This window comes from Bifidobacterium breve DSM 20213 = JCM 1192 (assembly GCF_001025175.1).
Lineage (GTDB): Bacteria > Actinomycetota > Actinomycetes > Actinomycetales > Bifidobacteriaceae > Bifidobacterium > Bifidobacterium breve.
Map to the genome: position 1 here is coordinate 1125221 of NZ_AP012324.1, position 22426 is coordinate 1147646.

Here is a 22426-nt window from a genome sequence, read left to right on the forward strand (position 1 = left end):
ACACGCTCCGGGCTGCTCAGGCCAAGTCTTTACGGTCCAGCGACGCACACCCCAGCCCACCCAATCCTGAATCAATTATCTGCTGCTACTTGCGAGAGGAGGATTATGACGAACGATATCGAGCGGCATAGTCCGGACGAGTGGCGCAAGACTGCGGCGGCGTTGATGCCGGAAAGCTCTAGTGCAGGAGCCGAAGAAAGCGCAGCTACGGCGAAGGTGAATGCGAATGGGGCGCCTTTGCTGGGGGATTCTCGTGATCTGTTTCGGCCTAAGACTTCGGACATTCCGGCCAAGCCTGGTGTGTATAAGTGGCGCGATGGGGAAGGGCGCGTCATTTATGTAGGCAAGGCCAAGAACCTGCGCAATAGGCTTACCAATTATTTCCAGCCACTGTATCTGCTGCATCCGCGCACACAGACCATGGTGCTTACGGCACGCAGTCTGGAGTGGACGGTTGTTGCCACTGAGTTGGAATCGTTGACGCTTGAGTACACGTGGATCAAGGAGTTCGATCCGCGGTTCAACGTGCAGTTCCGCGACGACAAGACCTATCCGTATCTGGCGGTCAGCACGGGGGAGCAGGTTCCCCGCGTGTGGGTCACGCGGTCGCGCAAACGCCGCGATACTCGTTACTTCGGCCCATACGCCAAGGTGTGGGAGCTGAGGCACAGCCTCGATCGGCTGCTGCGCACCTTTCCGGTACGTACCTGCACCACGAATGTATTTCATAAAGCTCAGCTGACCGGCCGGCCCTGCCTGCTGGCCTCTATCGGCAAATGCTCGGCTCCCTGCGTGAATCAGATTGAAGCGGACGAACATCGACGGCTGTGCGAACAACTTGTTGGCGTCATGACCGGACGCCTTGGACGGCCGTATATCGCGCAGTTGACCCGCGACATGAAAGAGGCCAGCGCCGAGCTTGAATTCGAGAAGGCGGCCCGTCTGCGCGATCAGATTCAGATGCTGGAGACCGTGGTGCAGCAGAACGCCGTCGTCTTCGATCAGGACGTGGACGCCGACGTGTTTGGCTTTGCCAGCGACGAATTGGAAGCCTCCGTGCACGCCTTCTATGTGCGTGCCGGCTCGATTCGCGGCGAACGCAACTGGAGCGTCGAACGGGTCGAGGACATCGCTGATACTGACTTGATGGCGGATCTTCTGGTGCAGGTGTATTCGGATGAGGCAGGGAATGACCACCCCCAGTCGGCTGCGCCGACAGCCCCTGCTAGCGGGGGCGAAAATGCAGCCGTGCTCCCGCTGGCGGGGGCTGGCACGCGAAGCGTGACTGGGGGTGGCGCTGCAACCATTTCCACCAGTCGCGAAGCCATCGGCTCCACGCAGACCCTTACGGCCACGGACGCGATTGCTCGCGCCCAGGCCACCCGCGAACGCAATACCCGTCAGGAAACCACCGGCCGCGTGGATCTGCTGGCTCCCATTGCGCCTGTGCCGCGCGAAATCATCGTGCCGATCGAACCCTCCCGGCGTGCGGAACTCGAAAGCTGGCTGACCGACCAGCGCGGGGGAGCGGTGACCATTCGCGTGGCCTCCCGAGGCGACAAGAAGCAGCTCATGGATCGCGCCAACGAGAACGCCAACCAGGCGTTGCAGCGCAGCAAGATGAGCCGTATTTCGGATATGGGCGCACGCACCCAGGCCATGAATGACGTGGCCAAGGCCCTGGGCCTGAACCAGGCGCCGTTACGCATCGAATGCTACGACATTTCGAACACCGTGGGTGGCGCCTTCCAGGTGGCTTCCATGGTGGTGTTCGAGGACGCCATCGCCAAGAAATCCGAATACCGTCGTTTTTCCATTCGCGGCAAGGACGGGCAAGGAGCAGTGGACGATCTCTCCGCGCTCTACGAGACGCTGACGCGACGTTTCAAGCATGGTAATATCGCCGGGGATTCCGGCGAGAGCATCGACGCGGAGCAGCGCGCGGCCAAGGCTGAGCAACAGCAGGAACAATCCGTATCCGATGCAAATGGCACCAGCAGTACGACGCCGGCAGCAATTACCGATGCCTCATCATTTGCCGATTCGTCTGAAGTGGTCCAGCAGAACACGAATCGTCATCACTTTGCATACAAGCCGAATCTCGTGGTGGTCGATGGCGGCAAACCGCAGGTCATGGCCGCGGCCAAGGCTCTCAAGGATTGCGGCGTGGATGATGTGGCCGTCTGTGGCTTGGCCAAACGCCTCGAAGAGGTATGGGTGCCGGATGATGACTATCCGATCATCCTCAAACGCCAGTCCGAAGGCATGTACCTGCTGCAGCGCGTACGTGACGAATCGCATCGATTCGCAATCACCTACCATCGCCAGCAGCGCCGCAAAGGCGCGCTGCGCAGTGCGCTCGATGAGATTCCGGGTATTGGAGAGAGCTATCAGAAACGGCTGCTCAATCATTTCGGTTCGGTCAAAGCCATGCGTATGGCCAGCGTCGAGGACTTCGAGCAGGTCAAAGGTGTTGGCCACGCCAAGGCCGAGGCGTTGTATGCCGCGTTGCATGACGAGTAGGTAGACTCAACTGATTCTCTTCGGGACCTCCCCTCAGTCACTTCGTGACAGCTCCCCTTCTGAGGGGAGCCAGTGCAGCAACAGCCCATGACAGTTTCCCATACACAGTCGCGATAATCTCCTTCCCGGAGCCAGTGCCGTCACTCGGCATGAATTTTCGATTACGAATTGCGTAGCGTGACCACACCACAACAAGATGTCGGCTAGCATAGGAGAAGATATTCAAGGAGGGGATATGGCCAACCATCGCTGCGCAGTACTTGGCAAACCGATTGCGCATTCTCTGTCTCCGGTACTGCATAACGCGGCCTACCGGTCGCTGAATCTCAATGATTGGCTGTATGACAAGCACGAGGTGGGGGAGGATGGCCTTGATGCTTTCCTCAAAGGTCTTGACTCCACTTGGGCCGGCCTGAGCCTGACCATGCCACTGAAACGCACCATCCAGCCGTACGGCACCCCGGAGAACCTGTGGGCCAAGGAGCTCAGGGTGGCCAACACCGCGGTGTTCGACTGGAATGACATCACCGATGATCCGGCCTGGCCTCACGGAAAGCCGGCCATCAAACTGTACAACACCGATGTCATCGGCATCCAACTCGCCTTCGACCATATCAACCGGGAGCTCGGCAACCATCATGCGGGCGATCGCGCCGGCACGGCCCTCATCATCGGCAACGGCAACACCGCCACCTCGGCATTGGCTGCGTGCTGCATGATGCCGGAGATCGGCCATATCACCGTCGCCGCACGGCATCCCGGTAGGAACGCCGGATTGAAGCCCGTGGCCGAAAAATTCATCAACACGCATAACCCGTACGACGAAATCGAACTGAGCGACACGTCGGCCCTGCTCAACGCCGCACGCACCGCCACCTATGTCATCAATACCATTCCCGGTTTGGCGGCAAACGGCATCGCGAATGTCATCAACACAGACAGCGAATCGCACGCGGAACCGTATTCTGGCCTGTTGCTGGACGTGGTATACAATCCACGTCCCACCAAACTCATGCAAGCATGGCGGGCCCACGGTGGCCGCGCCATTGGCGGCGAGGAAATGCTGCTGTATCAGGCACTTATCCAAGTGCTGCTGATGACCGGCATATGGGACGACGATCCGCCCAGTGACGCCGACAAGCGGTTGCAAGGCACCACCACCGAGGACGATCATCTGGAAATCGCGATGCGCAACGCGCTCGAGGAGGCATTGTGATGAGTCAGCCATCTTCCATCCACGATTCGGAAAATCAGGTCGACACCCATTCCGATTCCGCCGCTGCGGATAATCAGCCCAATCCGGCCGACGCATTCGAGGTATTGCTCATCACCGGCATGTCCGGCGCAGGCCGTTCCCGTGCCGCCGATTCGGTGGAGGATATGGGCTGGTACGTAGTCGACAACCTGCCGCCTAAATTGCTGGTTCCTCTTGTCGATATGATGACGACCTCCGGGTCAGACAGCGGCGTTCACAAGCTCGCCGCAGTCATTGACGTACGTTCCCGCAGCTACTTTGACGATCTGGCAGCCGTGCTCGGCCACTTGGATGATCTCGGTGTCAAAACCCGCATCCTTTTCCTTGATGCCAACAACGACGTACTTATCAAACGATACGAATCCGTCCGCCGCCCGCACCCATTGCAGCACGGCAACCGTCTTATCGATGGCATTCTCGAGGAACGCCATCTACTGGAAAATCTCAAAGAGCGGGCCGATTGGGTCATCGACACCAGTTCCTTGAGCATCCATCAGCTGTCCACCAAGCTCTACGAGACAATGTTGGGATCCGGGCCCACCACCGTGGCCGTGCACATCTTCAGCTTCGGATTCAAATACGGCATGCCTATAGATGCCGATTTCGTGGCCGATGTCCGGTTCCTGCCCAATCCATTCTGGGTGCCCAGCCTGCGCGAGCTTACCGGAGCCGACAAACCCGTCGCCGACTATGTGCTGTCCAGCAAAGGCGCCAAGGAATTCCTTGATTCCTATGAACGCGCCATTGAAACGGCCATCGAAGGATATGCCCAGGAAGACAAGCACTTTGTGACCATTGCCATAGGTTGCACCGGAGGCCAGCATCGATCGGTCGCGATGAGCGAAGAACTGGCTCGCCGATTACGCGCACACGGCCTGAACGTCACCGTTTCGGCACGGGAACAACACCATCGACGCTCATCCTGAGTGACCACACTGCGAGAAAACAAAGCCCAAAATATATATCAAACGGGTTCGGTTGTCCACCAGATTAGGTATCACAGAAAGCCGATGGCTTCCGACTGCTTGATGGCCGAGGCGCCTAAGGCATTGAGAAGAACGGGACTGTAGGAGGTTGGATCTTTGGCTCTTCTGGACGATGTTAAAAGCGAGTTGGCTGCCTTTGAAGGTGACTCGCCTGCCGCGATCAAGGCCCAAGCAGCGGCCATGATTCGTTTTGGCGGTGGTTTGCGTCCTGTGCAAAACGCGTATGTGATTCAAGCCGTATTTACCTCATTGGATGCAGCCGAGTGGCTTCAAAACACCCTGAAGAACGTATTCGGTCATGAGGCAGAGGTCAATCACCTGACCCGCCAGACTCCGAATGGTCCGGTGGAAACCTATGTGGTGCTTGTCACCCGCAACGTGGTGGCTCTTGCGCTGCAGACCGGTCTGGTCGACCGCCGCAAGCAGCAGGTGCGCGGACTTCCCGCCGAAGTGGTCAACGGCTCCATCGCCCAGATCAAGGCCGCATGGCGTGGCGCTTTCATGGCCCGTGGCTTCCTGTCCGACCCCGGTAAAGCAAGCTTCCTGGAAATCGCCTGCCCCACCGAAGAGGCCGCCATGGCCCTGTGCGGCGTGGCCCGTCGTCTCGGCATTCAGGCCAAGCATCGCACCCTGCGCAGTTCCGAACGCGTGACGCTCAAAGATCCCGACGCCATCGAGCGCATGCTCAAGCTCATGGGTGCCACCCGTTCCGCCCGCGAATGGACCGGCAAACGTTCCGACGGCGAAGCCCGCGGCAAGGCCAATCGTCTGGCCAACTTCGATGATGCCAATATGCGCAGGTCCGCCAAAGCCGCCGCCGAGGCCAGCGAGAAGGTGCAGCATGCCTTCGAGGTGCTGGGCGACAACATTCCGGACAATCTTCGTCAGGCCGGCCAGCTGCGCATCGACCACGTGGACAAGAGCCTCGAGGAGCTCGGCAAGATTGCCGAACCGCAGATCACCAAGGATGCAATCGCAGGCCGTATCCGTCGACTGCTCCAGCTCGCCGAGAAAACCGAAAAGGCCCGGGCTGCCGAAGGGCGGTAAGAGGCAAACCGTCAAGATCGTCCAGCATATGCAACGACTTACGAAACACCGCATTCAGTCATCAGACGAATGCGGTGTTTTGTTCTGGAATGCCTGTAATATGCAAAGTGGCAAAAATTGGCCACTTTGACGTGAAATTCGTCAAGGAAAGGATATTCATGAAGACACTCAAGGACCTTGGAGATCTCAAGGGCAAGCGCATTCTGGTTCGCGCTGATTTCAATGTTCCGCTGGACGGCACCACCATCACCGATGACGGTCGAATCAAGGCCGCTCTGCCGACCATCAAGACCCTGCACGAAAAAGGCGCCAAGGTCATCCTCATGGCCCACCTCGGCCGCCCGAAGGGCAAGGTCGTCCCTGAGCTGAGCCTGGCCCCGGTTGCCGCCCGCCTCGGCGAGCTGCTGGGCACCAATGTGCCGCTGGCCAAGGACACCTACGGTGAGGACGCCCAAGCCAAGGTCGCCGCCATGAACGATGGCGACGTTGTGCTGCTCGAGAACGTTCGCTTCAACCCGGAGGAAACCTCCAAGGACGCCGCCGAGCGCGCCGCCTACGCCAAGAAGATCGCCGCCCTCGGCGAGGCCTTCGTCTCCGACGGCTTCGGTGTGGTCCACCGTGCTCAGGGCTCCAACTACGACGTTGCCGCTGATCTGCCGGCCGCCGCAGGCCTGCTGGTCGAGAAGGAGGTCAAGGCCCTGTCCAAGGCCACCGAGAACCCGGAGCGTCCGTTCACCGTGGTGCTCGGCGGTTCCAAGGTCTCCGACAAGCTCGGCGTCATCGAGAACCTGCTCGACAAGGCTGACCGTCTGGTCATTGGCGGCGGCATGGTTTTCACCTTCCTCAAGGCCAAGGGCTACGAGGTCGGCACCTCCCTGCTCGAAGAGGACCAGCTCGACAAGGTTAAGGGCTACATCGCCACTGCCGAGAAGAACGGCGTTGAGCTCGTGCTGCCGACCGATGTCGTCGTGAACGCTGGCTTCCCGGCCGGTGACACCCCGGTTGCCCCGGAGGTCGTTGCCGCCGACGCCATTCCGTCCGACAAGATGGGTCTGGACATCGGCCCGGATTCCCAGAAGCTCTTCCACGACAAGATCGTCGACTCCAAGACCGTCGTGTGGAACGGCCCGATGGGCGTGTTCGAGGTTCCTGAGTTCGCCGCCGGCACCAAGGCCGTGGCCCAAGGTCTGGTCGACGCCACCGCAGCCGGTGCGTTCACCATCGTCGGTGGCGGTGACTCCGCTTCCGCCGTGCGCAACCTCGGCTTCCCGGAGGATGGCTTCTCCCACATCTCCACCGGTGGTGGCGCTTCCCTCGAGTTCCTCGAGGGCAAGGAGCTCCCGGGTCTGAAGGTGCTCGAGTAAGTTTTATTCTGGCTCCCCTCCTCGAGGGGAGCTGGCTCGCGTAGCGAGACTGGGGGGGGAGTTACGGCGATGTCGGGCTCCCCCTCAGTCAGCTTTGCTGATGGCTCCCCTCAGTGAGGGGAGCCAAGGAACGATAATGAGAGGGGAAATCATGGCGTCCAAGCGCATTCCTTTGGTAGCCGGCAACTGGAAGATGAACTTCGATCATCTGGAAGCCACGTACTTTGTACAGAAGCTGGTATGGCTACTGCGCGACGCTCATTTCGACTTCAAGCGTTGCGAGGTCGCCCTTTTCCCGTCCTTCACCTCGCTGCGCAGCGTGCAGGTGCTTGTCGAAGCCGACAAGCTCCGCCTCACCTATGGTGCCCAGTCGGTATCCGTGACCACGCAAGGCGCCTTTACCGGTGACGTATCCGCCGATATGCTGGCCCACCTTGGCTGCTCGTATGTCATTGTCGGACATTCCGAGCGCCGTAAATACCATCCCGAAGACGATGCCAATATCGTCGATCAGGTGCGTGCCGTACTTGCCGCCGGCATGCAGCCAATACTGTGCGTAGGCGAAAGCTACGAGGAACGCCGTAAGGGCATTGAGCTCGACTTCGCAGTCGGCCAGGTGCGTGATGTCACCCGCGATCTTTCCGATGAGGAAGCTGCCAAACTCATCGTGGCCTACGAACCGGTCTGGGCCATCGGCACCGGCATGGTCGCCACCCCGCAATCCGCTCAGGACGCAGCCAACGCGATTCGCGATGATTTGAAGACCACGTTCGGCCAAAAGGTGTCGGACAGCGTACGCATTCTGTACGGCGGCTCCGTCACCTCAAAGAACGCGGCAGAACTCATCTCCCAGCCCGATGTGGACGGATTCCTCATCGGCGGCGCTGCCCTGGATGTCGAGGAATTGTCCAAAATCGCCCGTCTTGCACTGAAAACAACATCTTCACGGTCGTAATACACCGGTTTTCCGATATGTGCGCTATGCTTATCAACAGTAAATTCAACTCGGAGGTACCCTGTGACCGCTCTTAAGATCACGCTGCAAGTCATCGTCGTGCTGCTCAGCTTCGTGCTGACCCTGCTCATCCTTATGCACAAGGGCAAGGGCGGCGGTCTGTCCGACATGTTCGGTGGCGGTCTGACCCAGAATGCCGGCACCTCTGGCGTCGCCGAAAAGAACCTGAACCGCTGGACCGTTATCATCGCTCTCGTATGGGTGGCTCTGATTATCGGCCTCGACATGATGACCAAGTTCAACCTCGGCTGATTGATTTTGTAAACTTTTCACGACCCATGACCGATATACCGGTCATGGGTCGTAGTTTTTCCATCGTTCATGGCTTGCAACGGAGTGCACTATGGTCACTATGAACCGTAACAAAGTCGTCATTGTGGGCACCGGACAGGTCGGTGCGACCACGGCGTTCAGCATCGTTACACATGGTCTGTGCAATGAGCTCGTGCTCATCGATCATTTTGCCGCCAAAGCTTTGGGGGAGGCCCGTGACCTTGACGATGGTAGCGAGTTCCAAGATCGTCACGTCAAGGTGCGTGCCGGCGACTATGCCGATTGCAAGGACGCGGATATCGTCGTCATCACCGTGGGCCGCAAGCCGCCGGCCAATTCCAACCGTATGGCCGAGCTCGGCTTCACCGTCGGGCTCGTGGGCGAAGTGGTCGACAATGTCATGGCCTCGGGCTTTGACGGCGTAATCGTCATGGTTTCCAACCCGGTCGACGTAATGGCCTGGTACGCATGGAAACGTTCCGGCCTGCCGCGCACCCAGGTGCTTGGCACCGGTACCGCGCTCGATACCTCACGCCTCAAGACCATCATCGGCGAGGAAACCGGCCTTGATCCGCGCAATGTGAGCGGCTTCGTGATGGGCGAGCATGGCGACTCCCAATTCACCGCATGGTCCACCGTCTCGCTCGGCGGCAAGCCGTTCGCTCGCTTCCTGACTGACAACCAAGACCGCTTCGCCTCCGTATCCACCGCCGAAGTCGAGGAAAAGACCCGTACCCGCGGCGACGAAATCGTGGCGGCCAAGGGCGGCACCAACTTCGGCATTGCTTCCACCGTGGCCGGCATAGTGCAGACCATTCTGTGGGATGAGCGTCGCATCGTCCCCGTCTCTACGCTGCTGGACGGCGAATACGGCGAACATGACGTGTTCCTTGGCGTGCCTACCGAACTGCGTGCCAATGGTGCCAATGAAATCGTGGAACTGGAACTAAGTAACGAGGAAATGGCCAAAATGCATCACTCCGCCGAACTTGTCCGAGACCATTGCAAGGGACTGCTGTGACCACAACCATCAAGACGACAACTCGCCCCGAACTGCTGGTCGCCGACCTCGACGGCACTCTATTGCATGACGCCGAGGTCTTTGAGGATCGTTTCATCACCCAGCGCAGCATCGACACCATCGCTCGGGCTCACGACGCCGGCATGAAATTCGCCATCGCCACCGCGCGACCGGTGAGTACCGGACTGCAGTTTGCCGAGAAACTGCCCGTTGATGCTGTGATCTATCTCAACGGTGCCCTCATCGATTTCGACCCGGCCAATTCCGATTTCGATATGCTGACATCCGACTCATCACAGCAGAGCGAGAATCATCTCATTAAAATCGGTTTCTCCTCACAGCGCGCCTGCGAAGTCTGCCTGTTTCTGCTCGACCGTATGCCAAACCTCAAAATCGGCATCGTGATGAACGACGTGCGCTACACCAACTTCGATGTGCGCGTGTATTGGAAGACTCAGGCTTTCCAATACACGAACTTCCATGACGTTCCTGATGGAATCGCAGACAAAATCACCATCTTCCCTGAACCGGAACAATGGAATGAACTGCGTGCGCTGATTCCGCCGGACTTCGACATCTCCATCAGCGAAGGCGTGATGTGGATGCTCATGAATCCTCAGGCCAACAAGGAGCATGCGCTGCGCTTGCTGTGCGATCGTCTCGATGTCCCGCTTGAGCAGACTGCGGCCTTCGGCGACGATCTCATCGACATCAATATGATGAGCGAATCTGGCAGAGGAGTGGCCGTGGCCAACGCGAATCCAAAAGTGCTGTCCATCGCCGACGAGATTTGCCCTCCTAACAACGAGGATGGCGTCGCTCAGTGGATCGAGTCACAGCTTCGATAATTGCTGTGCCGTTCGAACACTGTAAACACGCCAAAAATTGAACACATATTGAACTAGGCGTATGCTTTGAACCGTTGTTCAACAAGACAATTGAACTTCCGGTTGGAGACATGGGACTATGAGCGTATCGGTGTTTGCGGAACGACTGCGCAATGCGATGAACAGTAGGGAATTGAAGCAGGTTGATCTGGTGCACGCCGCCGAACGCCGCGGTGTCAAGATGGGCAAAAGCCACATCAGCCAATATGTTGCGGGCAAGACCATGCCGCGAGAGGATGTGCTGCTGTTTCTGGCTGACGAACTTGATGTCGATGCGAACTGGCTTCGTGGCCAATCCTCGGAAACAAAATTGAACTCCGACGCACAACCCGCTTCCCATATTGACACACCGAGCGGAGCTCCCACGTCGGCGGAAACGGAAATTCCTGCTGCTCGCCGCCGTACCTTTGGCAAATCACACAAGCTTGATGACGTGCTCTACGATGTTCGCGGCCCAGTGGTTGATGAGGCGGCCCGCATGGAACAGGCCGGCACCCACGTACTGAAGCTCAACATCGGCAACCCTGCACCGTTCGGCTTCCGTACGCCGGACGAGGTCGTCTACGACATGGCGCAACAATTGCCTGAAACCGAAGGCTATTCGGCTTCCAAGGGCCTGTTCTCCGCGCGTAAGGCCATCATGCAGTATGCACAGCTCAAGAACATTCCGAACGTCACCATCGAAGACATCTACACCGGCAATGGTGTCAGCGAGCTCATCAACCTGTCTATGTCCGCGCTGCTCGACAGTGGCGATGAGGTGCTTGTGCCATCTCCGGATTACCCGCTGTGGACCGCCTGTGTGAATCTCGCCGGCGGCACCGCCGTGCATTACCTGTGCGACGAGAAGTCCGACTGGTACCCGGATATCGACGATATGCGTAAGAAGATCACCGATCGTACCGTGGCCATAGTGCTCATCAATCCGAACAATCCGACCGGTGCGCTGTATCCAAAGGAAGTGCTGCAGCAGATTGTCGACTTGGCGCGTGAGCACCAGCTCATGATTTTCTCCGACGAAATCTACGATCGTCTGGTTATGGACGGGCTCGAGCATATTTCCATCGCTTCCATGGCTCCGGATCTGTTCTGCGTGACCTTCTCCGGCCTGTCCAAGTCGCATATGATCGCCGGCTACCGCGTGGGCTGGATGATTTTGTCGGGCAACAAGGCCATCGCCAAGGATTACATCGAGGGCATCAATATGCTCACCAACATGCGCATCTGTTCGAACGTGCCCGCGCAGTCCATTGTGCAGACCGCGCTGGGCGGCCATCAGAGCGTGCACGACTATATCGTGCCCGGTGGCCGTATCCATGACCAACGTGATTACATCTATGACGCGTTGAACTCCATTCCGGGCATCACCGCGGTCAAGCCGAAGGCCGCGTTCTATATCTTCCCGAAGATTGATATCAAGAAGTTCAACGTACATGACGACGAGCAGTTCGCCCTCGATCTGCTGCATGACAAGCGCATTCTCATCACGCGAGGCGGCGGCTTCAACTGGCACGAGCCGGATCACTTCCGTATCGTCTACCTGCCACGCATCGAAGTGCTCAAGGATGCCACCAACAAGCTCTCCGACTTCCTCAGCTACTACTGGCAGAGCTGATTTTTTCAATGCCGACGAGTCCACTAATGCGCACTCGTCGGCATATCTTTATATGAATATCGATGTCGACGAACTGTACGGCACCGTAACCATCGATGCACCCCGTCTTTCTGCAAATCTACATCCCATTGTCGATGCCATCGACTGAGCGTGGGGGCGTAACGCCGAAACTAATAAAAATATGAGCCCGAGTGGGACCGTCTCCACATGAGGTCTTTATCGCACCAAAATACCTGCAATGACAATGAGGCCGGCCTTGATTCGTATGGTTTGCAGGTATAAAGGGTCGATCTGGAGTACCTGAACAGCGCTATTCGGGCTTAACTCCATAGATTGCAGGTATAAAGGGCCGTTTTGCGAGCGGAAATTGCAGGCAATTAATGCGATTGCAGGTATAAAGGTGCAAGTTAGAGCCGATTGTGCGCCGTAACTTGCACCTTTATACCTGCAACGCCGCTAACAAGTACCGAAATACCTGCAACTGAATCGGGTTATGCCAAGGTGAAGGCGATGATGAACGCAGTGGCGGACAGTACAGCTGTTAACAGCAGGTAGAATATCGCGGCCTTATTCTGAAAACCAGCTGAATTAGCCGAATTATGACTGTTGCTCATGCTGCCTGTGGTAGCCATAACGGTTGCGATGGCCGAGACGAGGGAAAATATTGGCAGCACGTACAGCAAAACGGCTAGTACGATGAGAGGTCCTGAACCGGTGCAAAAAGCAATAAGTCCTGCATTGTTCGTTGCTGCCAGCGCGGGGCAAAAATCGGTATGGCCGCCAGTGCCGTAACTGTAGGTCAGAAAAGTGATTACTGCCCAAAACAGGCCAAGAGGAACCGATACATGACTTACGGCAGACGCATTGATACTGATAACCCGAAACAGCTTATGCACAGATACAGGTCGTATATCGCGAATCGTCGGCAGTGCTGAACCAACGTTATCTCGTGGAGTATCGATAGAGATGAGATGCACCAGCGCATATGCCGCAAGTCCAAGTCCACAAGCGATGGTCACACCGCCGGTGGAATTGACCTCATCGGACACCGAGTATTCGGTGACGAGCACCGGCATCACGCCAATTTGCCACACGAGCAGCAGCCGCGTCACCAGAGTCCAACCACCGCGCTCGGAGGCAGACTTATCCGAACCCGTCAGATTAGTCAGATCGGCTATATGCTGCTGCTGGATACTAGTGCTGTTGCGCGAATAGGCGGCAAGTATGGCGTAAACCAACCACGTTGCCGCATGTATCGCCCACAACATTACAATTTTGGTATTCGCGCTCAGCACCAATATGAACGCAACGGCCACTGCCGCAAGAAAAACACAGATGACCGTGCGAAGACGATGACGAGCAAAGCCCTGTACTCCTGCAACAGTCAGACAAATGATTGCAACGACGCTCAGCGCAGTCACCGCCAGAAACCACAGTGGCGAAGTGACGCAGGCTCCGTAATCACCAGTTGCCTGGCCAGACAGATAATAAGTCATTCTGCCAATCGTCGGACAGTTCGGATGCAGCATCATGCCGCCCCAGATTCGCTCATATAGTGGCGCGAACGATACGCCAGCACCGCTGAGCGCCGCAATAATCGCCATCACCATGGCCGGAATCAATCCAAGCTCGCGATTCCGGTCGGTTTCCATTATCTGCCTATCACTGGTGTTCATGACGCACCCCGCCTTATGCCGTTATCGATGATGTCAGTATGACTATAGTAGATGAGCGAAGGCCAGCAGTATACAGGAATTCTGTATGCCGCTTTATAGGCGTGATGCTGTGACAGCTAACATGACAACCGCTATCACTGGCCGACCGTCAAACTCCGTGCACACCGGGCAACTACCGCCGGGGAGCATCGGCGATGCCGATGGCGAGACCAATGATGGCCGGCATAACCCAGCCGAGTTGGTATTGCTGCAGGGGGAGCATGGCCAGTGCCGCGTCCAGCCAACCGATGGAACCGCCGAAGACGGCGGCCAGGCTGGAGATGCAAGTGGCGAAGGAGGCGATGCCCACCAGCAGTACAGTCCAGAAGTAGACACGCGGGAATCGCGCGCCAAGCTTCTTATGGGTAAGCGCCAGCAACACCAGCACAATGGCAATCGGATACAACGCGGACAACACCGGCACGGAGACTTTGATGATCGCGCTCAGCCCGGCGTTGGACACGATGAAGCTGAACACGGTGAAGATGATCTGCCAAGTGCGGTAGCTCAGCGTTCGTCCGGCGACGGTCTGGAATCGAGTATGGAAGTAGGTGGCGCAGGTGCAGATCAATCCGGTGCATACGTTGAGGCATGCGATGACGAACACGACGCCAAGGAACGCGGTGCCGAACGTGCCGAACAGGGAAGAGGTGAGGTTGGTGAGTACGGTGGCACCTGTGTCCTTGGCCGGGTCGATAGAAGCGATGGCGCCAGACACCACGCCCACATAACTCAGGGCGCCGTAAATCACGATAAGCAGCACGCCGGTGCCGAGCCCGGCATACGCGGTTTCCTTCTGCACTAGCGATTCATCATCGACTTGCTGGGCGCGGATATTCGCGGAAATCACGATGCCGAAATAAAGCGCGGCAAGCAGATCCATGGTCTGGTAGCCGTCGAGGAAGCCGCGTGCGATTTGGTTTGTGGAGTAATCGCCCATCGGTTTGGCCGGGGTGCCGATGCCGTGGACCAGGCATGCGATGAACAGAACCGCGATAAGCACCAGCAGTAAGGGTCCCATGAATCGGCCGAGCACTTTGGAGAGTTTCTCAGGATGTTGGGCGAACAAGAAGGCAAGCGAGAAGAACACGAGCGAGTAGATAAGCTGGGCTAGCCAGTCATAGGAAGTCGGCACGAAAGGTGCCACCATCATTTCGAATGAGGTGGTGGCCGTACGCGGAATCGCAAAACAGGGGCCGATGGTGAGCATGATCGCCACGCCGAGGAACAGGGCAAATTTGGGGGAGACCCGGCCGGCGAGCTTGTCGAAGCCTCCGGCGAAAGTAACCGCCAGTACGCCGAGAATCGGCAGACCGACCGCGGAGACGATGAAGCCAATGGCCGCCGGCATGGTTGCGGAACCAGCTTGCGCGCCGACGAATGGTGGGAAGATTAGATTGCCCGCGCCGAAGAACATCGAAAAGAACGTGAAGGTCATGACCAACCGTTGGCGTGCGACAAGTTTGTTCAAGGTTCTCCTCTTTCTCTGTGTGTCAGCTACCCACTCTAGCAAGTTCGCCTCTAGTGTGGTCCCTTCGCACCATCCATATGCCGTCATCCACTCCCTAGCATACGTTTTTCTAGATTATTTTCTCCATCATCTGGAAAAACGTACACTGACCGACAGTAAGCGTACATTTTTCCAGAGAAGGCCTGAAATAGTCTGGAAAACCGTACGCTCAGGGTGAGTAAGATCCGAATATGTCGTAACAAAAGAAGGACGAAGCCCTATCCAATACGCAAAAAGCCCCGACCGGTTGGGATCGGGGCTTCTGTGAGCTAACCAGTTAATGCGCTAGGCGCATCGACTAATAATCTCAGGCGTTCACGCGGTCGATGCCGGACTGGACGTCAGCCAGCACGGAATCCCAGGACTTGATGAAGGCGGCGACACCGTCGGCCTCCAGCTTGTCGGTGACGTCCTTGAGGTTGATGCCCAGCTCAGCCAGCTTGTTGATGACGGCGTGGGACTCCTCGTAGGTGCCCTCGATGGACGGAGCGCCGTTGCCGTGGTCGGCCAGAGCGTTCAGGGTCTTCTCCGGCATGGTGTTGACGATGTGCTTAGCAACGAGCTCGTCAACGTACTTGCAGTCGGAGTAGGCAGCGTTCTTGGTGCCGGTGGAAGCCCACAGCGGGCGCTGAACCTTGGCGCCCTTGGCAGCCAGGTCGGCCCAACGCGGATCCTCAGCGAACTTCTTCTCGAAGAGCTCGTAAGCCAGGCGAGCGTTGGCCACAGCGGCCTTGCCCTCCAGAGCCTTGGCCTCGTCGGAGCCGTTGGCTTCCAGCAGCTTGTCGACAGCGGTGTCCACGCGGGACACGAAGAAGGAAGCGACGGAGCCGATGTGCTTCAGGTCGTGGCCGTTGGCGTCAGCCTGGGCGATGCCCTCGATGAAGGCGTCGATGACCTGCTCGTAACGCTCGAGCGAGAAGATCAGGGTGACGTTGACGGAGATGCCCTTGGCCAGGGTGGCGGTGATGGCCGGCAGACCTTCGAGGGTTGCCGGGATCTTGATCATGGCGTTCGGGCGGTTGACCTTCTCCCAGAGTTCCACAGCCTGCTTGGCGGTGTTCTCGGTGTCATGGGCCAGACGCGGGTCGACCTCGATGGAGACGCGGCCGTCGACGAAGTCGGTAGCCTCAGCGATCTCGCGGAAGATGTCGGTGGCGTTGCGCACGTCGGTGGTGGTGAGCTCGCGGACAGCGGTCTCAACGTCAACCTTGCCGAGCTCCTTGAGCTGAGCGTCGTACGGACCGACCTGGCTCAGGGCCTTCTGGAAGATGGACGGGTTGGTGGTAACGCCGACCACGTTCTTGTTGGCGATGAGGTCCTGCAGGGAGCCGGACTCGATGCGGGAGCGGGACAGGTCGTCCAGCCAGATGGAAACGCCGTTGTCGGACGTACGCTGAGTTGCTTCAGTCATTTATTTCTCCTTATATTCCGTTATGGAACAAATCTTGTTAAGCCCTCCCTCTTAGTGAGGGAGGGCAATGAAATCACTTGGCGGCTTCGACTTCGGCGATGGAGGCCTTGGCGGCTTCCACCACGTGCTCGGCGGTGATGCCGAGGTCGATGAGGTTCTGAGCACCGTCGCCCTGCAGACCGAACTGCTCGATGGAGACAGGCTTGCCGTAGGAACCGAGGTACTTGTACCACGGCATGGCAACGCCGGCCTCGACGGAGACACGAGCCTTGACACCGGCTGGAAGCACGGCCTCCTTGTACTCGGCGTCCTGCTCCTCGAACCATTCGAGGGACGGCACGGAGACCACGCGGGCCTTGACGCCTTCCTCAGCGAGGGTCTTGGCGGCCTTGACGGCCAGCTGGACTTCGGAACCGGTGGCCATCAGGATGACATCCGGAGTGCCTTCGGTGTCGACCAGGACGTAAGCGCCCTTGCGGACACCGTCCTTGGCCTTGGCAGCGGTCTCGGCGAGAACCGGGACGCCCTGACGGGACAGCACCATGGCAGCCGGCAGCGTGTTCTTCTTCTCGAAGAAGTAGCGGTAGGCTTCGGCGGTCTCGAAGGCATCGGCCGGGCGAACGACCTCAAGCTGCGGGATAGCGCGGAAGGAAGCAAGGTGCTCAACCGGCTGGTGGGTCGGGCCATCCTCTCCGACGGCGACGGAGTCGTGCGTCCACACGTACAGGTTCGGGATCTCCATGAGGGCGGCCAGACGAACGGCGGAACGCTCGTAGTCGGAGAACATGAAGAAGGTGCCGCCGAACGGACGGGTGTGGGAGCCCAGCAGGATGCCGTTGGTAATGCAGCCCATGGTGAACTCGCGCACGCCGAAGTGCAGCTGACGACCGAACTCGTTGCAGACCGGCCACTGCTTGGTGGCGCACTCAGCCGGAGCGAAGGTGGCAGCGCCCTTGAGGTCGGTCTTGTTGGAGCCACCGAGGTCGGCGGAGCCGCCCCAGAGTTCCGGCATGACAGCAGCGATGGCATTGAGCACAGAGCCGGAGGCGCCACGGGTGGCGACACCCTTTCCGACCTCGAAGGTGGCCTCAAGGTCATCGATGGCCTTGTCGAAGCCTTCCGGCAGCTCGCCGGCCTTGATGCGGTCGTACAGGGCAGCCTTGTCCGGGTTGGCCTTGCGCCATGCGTCGAACTTCTCGTCCCATTCCTTGTGGGCCTCGAGACCGCGCTCAGCAACCTTGCGGGCGTGAGCCAGAGCCTCTTCGTCAACGTGGAAGTTCTCTGCCGGATCGTAGCCGAGGACTTCCTTGAGGCCGGCAACGGCCTCGGTGCCCAGCTTGGAGCCGTGAGAGGACGGATCGTTGGTCTTGCCCGGGGTCGGCCAAGCAATCAGGGTGTCGACCTTGATGAGCTTCGGCTGATCCGGAGCAGCGGCCTCGGCCTTGGCGATAACGTCGGCCAGACCCTCGACGTCCTCCTTGTAGGAGCCGTCGGGCTGGATGAAGCTGAACTCGTCGGTGTACCAGCCGTAGGCCTGGAAACGCTTGAGCACATCCTCGGCCAGCACCAGGTTGGTGTCGCCTTCGATCTGGATGCGGTTGGCGTCGAAGATCACGGTGACGTTGCCGAGCTTCTGGTTGGCGGCAAGGGCAGCGGCTTCGCCGGAGATGCCCTCTTCGATATCGCCTTCACCGCAGATAGCCCAAATCTTGTGGTAGAACGGGGAGTCTTCCTTCGGGGTTTCCGGATCGAGCAGACCACGCTGGAAACGCTCGCCGTAGGCAAAGCCGATGGCGGAAGCGAAGCCCTGGCCCAGCGGGCCGGTGGTCATTTCGATACCGGGGGTCAGGCCGTACTCGGGGTGACCCGGGGTACGGGTGTCAGCGCCACCACGGAAGTGCTTGAGGTCGTCCAGGGTCAGGCCATAACCGGAGAAGTACAGCTGGACGTACTGGGTGAGGGAGGCGTGGCCACCGGAAAGGATGAAGCGATCACGGCCCTCCCAGTTGGGATCGTTCGGATCGTGCTTGATGAAATGCTGGTACAGCGTGTAGGCGATGGGCGCCAGGGAAACGGGGGAACCGGGGTGGCCGGAACCGGCGTTCTCCACCGCGTCAGCCGAAAGGGCCTTCGCCATCTTGATGGCGCGCTCGTCGAGCTCGGTCTCCTTGAATTCGGTCATGGATTACTTTCCTTCCAATTGGTCGGGCCGCGTATCCGGCTTGTGCCGGGCGCTTGACGCCCTCACATTGCGCTTACCATGCTAGCGATGGTTTGCGACGTTATGGTGCAATTTTGGCGTGTTTTGGTAGTTTGTGTTCTGTTAGCGTTCACAATTCACATCACTTCGCCGCAAACGAACGCATTAGCACTCGAAACCAATGAGTGCTAATACAATGAGAGCAGATTGCATACTGCAGATGTACATATAAGGAGGCGCGCATGACGCAATCACGTCGCATGCTGGTACTGCGCGCTGTGGTGGAAGATTACATTCGTTCGCAAGAGCCCGTAGGCTCCGCGGCATTGTCCAAGGAACGCGATTTAGGCGTCAGCTCTGCCACCATTCGCAATGATATGGCCGCATTGGAAGATGAAGGCTACCTGATTCAGCCGCATACGTCCGCCGGTCGCGTACCCACTGAAAAGGGATACCGTTATTTTGTAGATCGACTGGCTACGGTTGTGCCGCTCAGCGAAGCTCAACGCCGCGGTATCAATAGTTTCCTATCCGGCTCGGTCAGCCTCAAGGACGCACTGCAACGTTCCGCACGACTGCTCTCGGAAATCACCGGTCAAGTTGCCATAGTCGCATCGCCTTCATTATCCAAGGCGACGTTACGCCACGTGGAGCTGGTACCAGTGGCCATGAGCACGCTACTTGCCGTGGTAATCACCGATACCGGACGCGTGGCACAGCACGGACTGACCGTCTCGGCCATGCCCACGGCCGACGACATCAACCGCCTGTCCAGTGCAGTCAATGAACAATGCAACGGTCAGTCCTTATCATCCGCATCCGAAACCGTGCGCGCCCTTGGTGGCGGCACCGGATTCGAGACAGTGCGGGAGGCGGCCGACGCCCTGGCCGACGCCTTCGCATCGATGGCATTGGACGAGCGCGCCAACGAATTGTATATGTCCGGCACATCGCATCTGGCGCATTCCCGTTCTCTGACCGATCTGGCACCGCTCTTCGACGCGTTGGAAGAGCAAGTGGTGCTCATGAAACTGATGAGCAACCTCAGCGAAGAGCCAAGCGCCACTGGCGTAGGCGTATCCATTGGCTCCGAAAGCCACACACCTGAACTCTTGCATGCCTCGGTGGTCAGTAGCGGTTACGGACGCAGTACTTCGCCCGTAGCGAACGATTCGGAACGCAACGAGACATCGCCCGATCAGGACAGCACCAACGAACCCATTGCTTTTGTGGGATCCATCGGCCCAACCCATATGGATTATGCGGCTACCATGGCCGCGGTCAGGGCAGTGGCAAGGTATCTCACTTTTTTTGTCTCGGAAAGCGGCTCCGGCGACTGACCGCAGGCTATGGCACAATAACCCGCAGACCAACGAATACAAAGGAACAAACAAGTGGCAGATTATTACGAGACGCTGGGCATCGACCGCAACGCGAGCGACGACGAGATCAAGAAGGCGTACCGCAAGCTCAGCCGTAAGTATCACCCTGATATCGCGGGACCGGAGTTCGAGGACAAGTTCAAGGAAGTGAACAACGCCTACGATGTGCTGTCCAATCCGGATAAGCGCCGTATGTATGATTCCGGCGTTGACCCCAACGATCCGAACGCCGGTGCTGGCGGCTTCTCCGGCGCGGGATTCGGCGATATGGGAGACGTATTCTCCACGTTCTTTGGTTCCGCATTCGGTGGCGGCTCACAGGGCCCGGTGCCGCGCACACAGCCTGGACGCGATGCGCTGGCTTCCGCTTCCATCGACTTGAAAACCGCCGTATTCGGCGGCACGGCGCACGTCAAGATCAATACGTTCTCCCTGTGTCAGGAGTGCGGTGGCTCCGGCGCACAAGGCGGCGCCCAGCCGGTCACTTGCCCGGACTGCCATGGACAGGGCTTCATGCAAAAGGTCGTGCGCACTATGCTCGGCCAGATGATGACCTCCGCTCCCTGCGAGCGCTGCGAGGGTCACGGCACCATCATCCAGAATCCATGCCCGAGCTGCATGGGTCACGGCCGCGTTCGCACCACGCGTAATGTGGGTGTCACTGTGCCGGCCGGTATCAACGACAATGCTCGACTGCGCTTGGCCAACCAGGGTGAAGTCGGTGAGGGCGGCGGCGCTGCCGGCGATTTGTACATTGATATTCGCATCAAGGCAGATAAGCAGTTCACCCGCGACGGCGATGACCTGCATTGCTGGATTCAGGTTCCGATGAGCTGGGCCGTGCTCGGACACGATCTGTCCATTGATACGTTTGACGGCGAGCAGACCGTATCCATTCCGGCGGGCTGCCAGCCTGAGGATACGGTGACGTTGAAGGGTCTGGGCGTTACCAATATTCGCAATAAGGATGAGCGCGGCAATCTGGTTGCCCATGTGAACGTACTGATTCCCACCAAGCTCAGCGAGTCCGAGCGGGGACTGATTGAACAGTTCGCCGCCTCGCATGATTCCGATGCCACGCACGTCTCCCAGGCTTCCCGTCCGCAAACCGGTCAGAAGAAGGGATTCTTTAGCAAGTTGAAGGACGCACTGAGCTGATTCGTTCTTGGCGCCCCTCTCCGAGGTAGGGGGGAAAAAACTGGCAGTGAAGCTGACTGAGGGGGAGCTCGGGTACATCCGCAAGCTCCCCCTCAGTTGTCTAGCGACGACAGCTCCCTTCAGAGAGGGATGCCGAGTCCGCTAACTATTTCAGCAGTGAGCGGCACATGGAGCGATATTCGCTAACGTAGCCGCCGCCGAAGAACACACAATGGCCGGCAATGGGGTAGAGCTGCCAGAGCGTGATGCGATCCTGCCATCCAGCCTTCAGCGGATGCACCGACTGATAGCCCTCGGTAATCTGCGTCAAATAACTCATACCGAACAGGTGCAGCATGGCCAGATCCTCTTCACGGTGACCACCATGTGCCGCCGGGTCGATGAGCACGGCCTCGGTCTGTCCAGAATCAGCAGTCCACATCACATTGCCACTCCACAAATCACCGTGGATGCGGGCTGGCTTGTCTTCGGCGGCACGGCCCATGATGTCAGGCAATGCCTCGATTACCTTTTCCGTCAGATCGACATCACGCTGGTCAAGTTCACCGCGCTTGACGCCAAGCTCGACCATCGGGCGCAGACGGCCATCAGCAAAGTAGCTGATGGGATCGGTCCATTCGCCGGTATCCATCTTTACCGGATCCTGCAACGGCCCGAAGTAGCATGTGCCGTCATATCCTTCCGGCGCAGAACCGAAATATTCGGCACCGGCATCATGCATGCGTGCGAGCGCCGCGCCGAATTCCAATGCGGCCTTGGCCGTGGGGGAGGAGCTGTTCACTCGCTCGATGTCGAGATAGTCTTTGCCCCAGTCATAGACCTGCACCACACGCGGGCCACCCTGCGCATGCGCGGCACCCAACCATTGCAGTCCGCGTCCTTCGCATTCGAAGAATCCCTGAGGAGCAAAAGCCCTGCTTTTACGATATGTACTCATAGCCGTTCCCTCCAGCATGGTTGTGACGTTTTGCACTCGTATTCATTGTAGAAGCCGTGCATGTTACCAATTCTTAGTGCTGTTCTACACCCCAACCGGTAGGGTGTTCAACGTCATAACACATTAC

17 protein-coding genes are annotated in these 22426 nt (G+C 58.4%); 12 read left to right on the top strand and 5 right to left on the bottom strand.

Annotated elements, in window-relative coordinates; genetic code table 11:
* Window positions 1–105: 105 nt before the first annotated feature.
* From uvrC to BBBR_RS04785, 10 genes are all read left to right on the top strand, one after another.
* Window positions 106–2523, top strand: a complete 2418-nt coding sequence (gene uvrC, locus BBBR_RS04735) for an excinuclease ABC subunit UvrC (RefSeq protein WP_033892632.1) — start codon at window positions 106–108, stop codon at window positions 2521–2523.
* A 235-nt stretch (window positions 2524–2758) separates the two neighbouring features.
* Entirely contained in the window at window positions 2759–3739 is a 981-nt protein-coding gene (locus tag BBBR_RS04740; protein ID WP_025332269.1) for a shikimate dehydrogenase family protein, read from the top strand.
* Window positions 3739–4704 (top strand): RNase adapter RapZ, encoded by a 966-nt coding sequence (gene rapZ, locus BBBR_RS04745; RefSeq protein WP_003829338.1) that lies wholly within the window; start codon window positions 3739–3741, stop codon window positions 4702–4704. Before BBBR_RS04740 ends, rapZ begins: the two co-directional genes overlap by 1 nt.
* Window positions 4705–4860: 156 nt before the next feature.
* Window positions 4861–5811: a DNA-binding protein WhiA gene (whiA, locus tag BBBR_RS04750; protein WP_003829339.1), complete on the top strand. Its 951-nt coding sequence runs from the start codon at window positions 4861–4863 to the stop codon at window positions 5809–5811.
* A 158-nt stretch (window positions 5812–5969) separates the two neighbouring features.
* A complete protein-coding gene (locus tag BBBR_RS04755) occupies window positions 5970–7175 on the top strand; it encodes a phosphoglycerate kinase (protein WP_014483752.1) in 1206 nt (401 codons plus the stop codon).
* A gap of 151 nt (window positions 7176–7326) precedes the next feature.
* Window positions 7327–8130 (top strand): triose-phosphate isomerase, encoded by an 804-nt coding sequence (tpiA, locus tag BBBR_RS04760; RefSeq protein WP_025299821.1) that lies wholly within the window; start codon window positions 7327–7329, stop codon window positions 8128–8130.
* Between the two features lie 63 nt (window positions 8131–8193).
* The gene (gene secG, locus BBBR_RS04765) at window positions 8194–8442 is read left to right on the top strand and encodes a preprotein translocase subunit SecG (protein ID WP_003829342.1); all 249 of its coding nucleotides are present in this window, start codon (window positions 8194–8196) and stop codon (window positions 8440–8442) included.
* A 91-nt stretch (window positions 8443–8533) separates the two neighbouring features.
* Window positions 8534–9484, top strand: coding sequence for an L-lactate dehydrogenase (locus BBBR_RS04770; RefSeq protein WP_003829343.1), 951 nt, complete (start codon window positions 8534–8536; stop codon window positions 9482–9484).
* A complete protein-coding gene (locus BBBR_RS04775) occupies window positions 9481–10332 on the top strand; it encodes an HAD family hydrolase (protein WP_003829344.1) in 852 nt (283 codons plus the stop codon). The genes BBBR_RS04770 and BBBR_RS04775 overlap by 4 nt, the downstream gene beginning before the upstream one ends.
* Before the next feature lie 118 nt (window positions 10333–10450).
* A complete protein-coding gene (locus BBBR_RS04785; protein WP_003829345.1) occupies window positions 10451–11986 on the top strand; it encodes an aminotransferase class I/II-fold pyridoxal phosphate-dependent enzyme in 1536 nt (511 codons plus the stop codon).
* 491 nt (window positions 11987–12477) lie between these two features.
* On the opposite strand, the gene BBBR_RS04790 is transcribed toward BBBR_RS04785, so the two are convergent.
* From BBBR_RS04790 to tkt, 4 genes are all read right to left on the bottom strand, one after another.
* On the bottom strand, window positions 12478–13662 hold the full coding sequence (locus tag BBBR_RS04790) for a hypothetical protein (RefSeq protein ID WP_003829346.1): 1185 nt from the start codon (window positions 13660–13662) through the stop codon (window positions 12478–12480).
* Between the two features lie 172 nt (window positions 13663–13834).
* Window positions 13835–15172 (bottom strand): branched-chain amino acid transport system II carrier protein, encoded by a 1338-nt coding sequence (brnQ, locus tag BBBR_RS04795; protein ID WP_014483750.1) that lies wholly within the window; start codon window positions 15170–15172, stop codon window positions 13835–13837.
* A 346-nt stretch (window positions 15173–15518) separates the two neighbouring features.
* On the bottom strand, window positions 15519–16622 hold the full coding sequence (gene tal / locus BBBR_RS04800) for a transaldolase (RefSeq protein ID WP_003829348.1): 1104 nt from the start codon (window positions 16620–16622) through the stop codon (window positions 15519–15521).
* Window positions 16623–16695: 73 nt separating this feature from the next.
* Complete coding sequence (gene tkt, locus BBBR_RS04805; RefSeq protein ID WP_003829349.1) at window positions 16696–18804, bottom strand: transketolase; 2109 nt, start codon at window positions 18802–18804, stop codon at window positions 16696–16698.
* A gap of 260 nt (window positions 18805–19064) precedes the next feature.
* Here tkt and hrcA point away from each other — a divergent pair, with 260 nt between their 5' ends.
* Both hrcA and dnaJ read left to right on the top strand, forming a co-directional pair.
* Window positions 19065–20162 carry a heat-inducible transcriptional repressor HrcA gene (hrcA, locus tag BBBR_RS04810; RefSeq protein ID WP_025301236.1) on the top strand — a complete coding sequence of 366 codons (1098 nt, stop codon included), beginning with the start codon at window positions 19065–19067 and terminating at the stop codon, window positions 20160–20162.
* Window positions 20163–20216: 54 nt separating this feature from the next.
* Window positions 20217–21362 carry a molecular chaperone DnaJ gene (gene dnaJ / locus BBBR_RS04815; RefSeq protein ID WP_003829351.1) on the top strand — a complete coding sequence of 382 codons (1146 nt, stop codon included), beginning with the start codon at window positions 20217–20219 and terminating at the stop codon, window positions 21360–21362.
* A 145-nt stretch (window positions 21363–21507) separates the two neighbouring features.
* On the opposite strand, the gene BBBR_RS04820 is transcribed toward dnaJ, so the two are convergent.
* The gene (locus BBBR_RS04820) at window positions 21508–22299 is read right to left on the bottom strand and encodes a fructosamine kinase family protein (RefSeq protein ID WP_025299825.1); all 792 of its coding nucleotides are present in this window, start codon (window positions 22297–22299) and stop codon (window positions 21508–21510) included.
* Window positions 22300–22426: the final 127 nt, after the last annotated feature.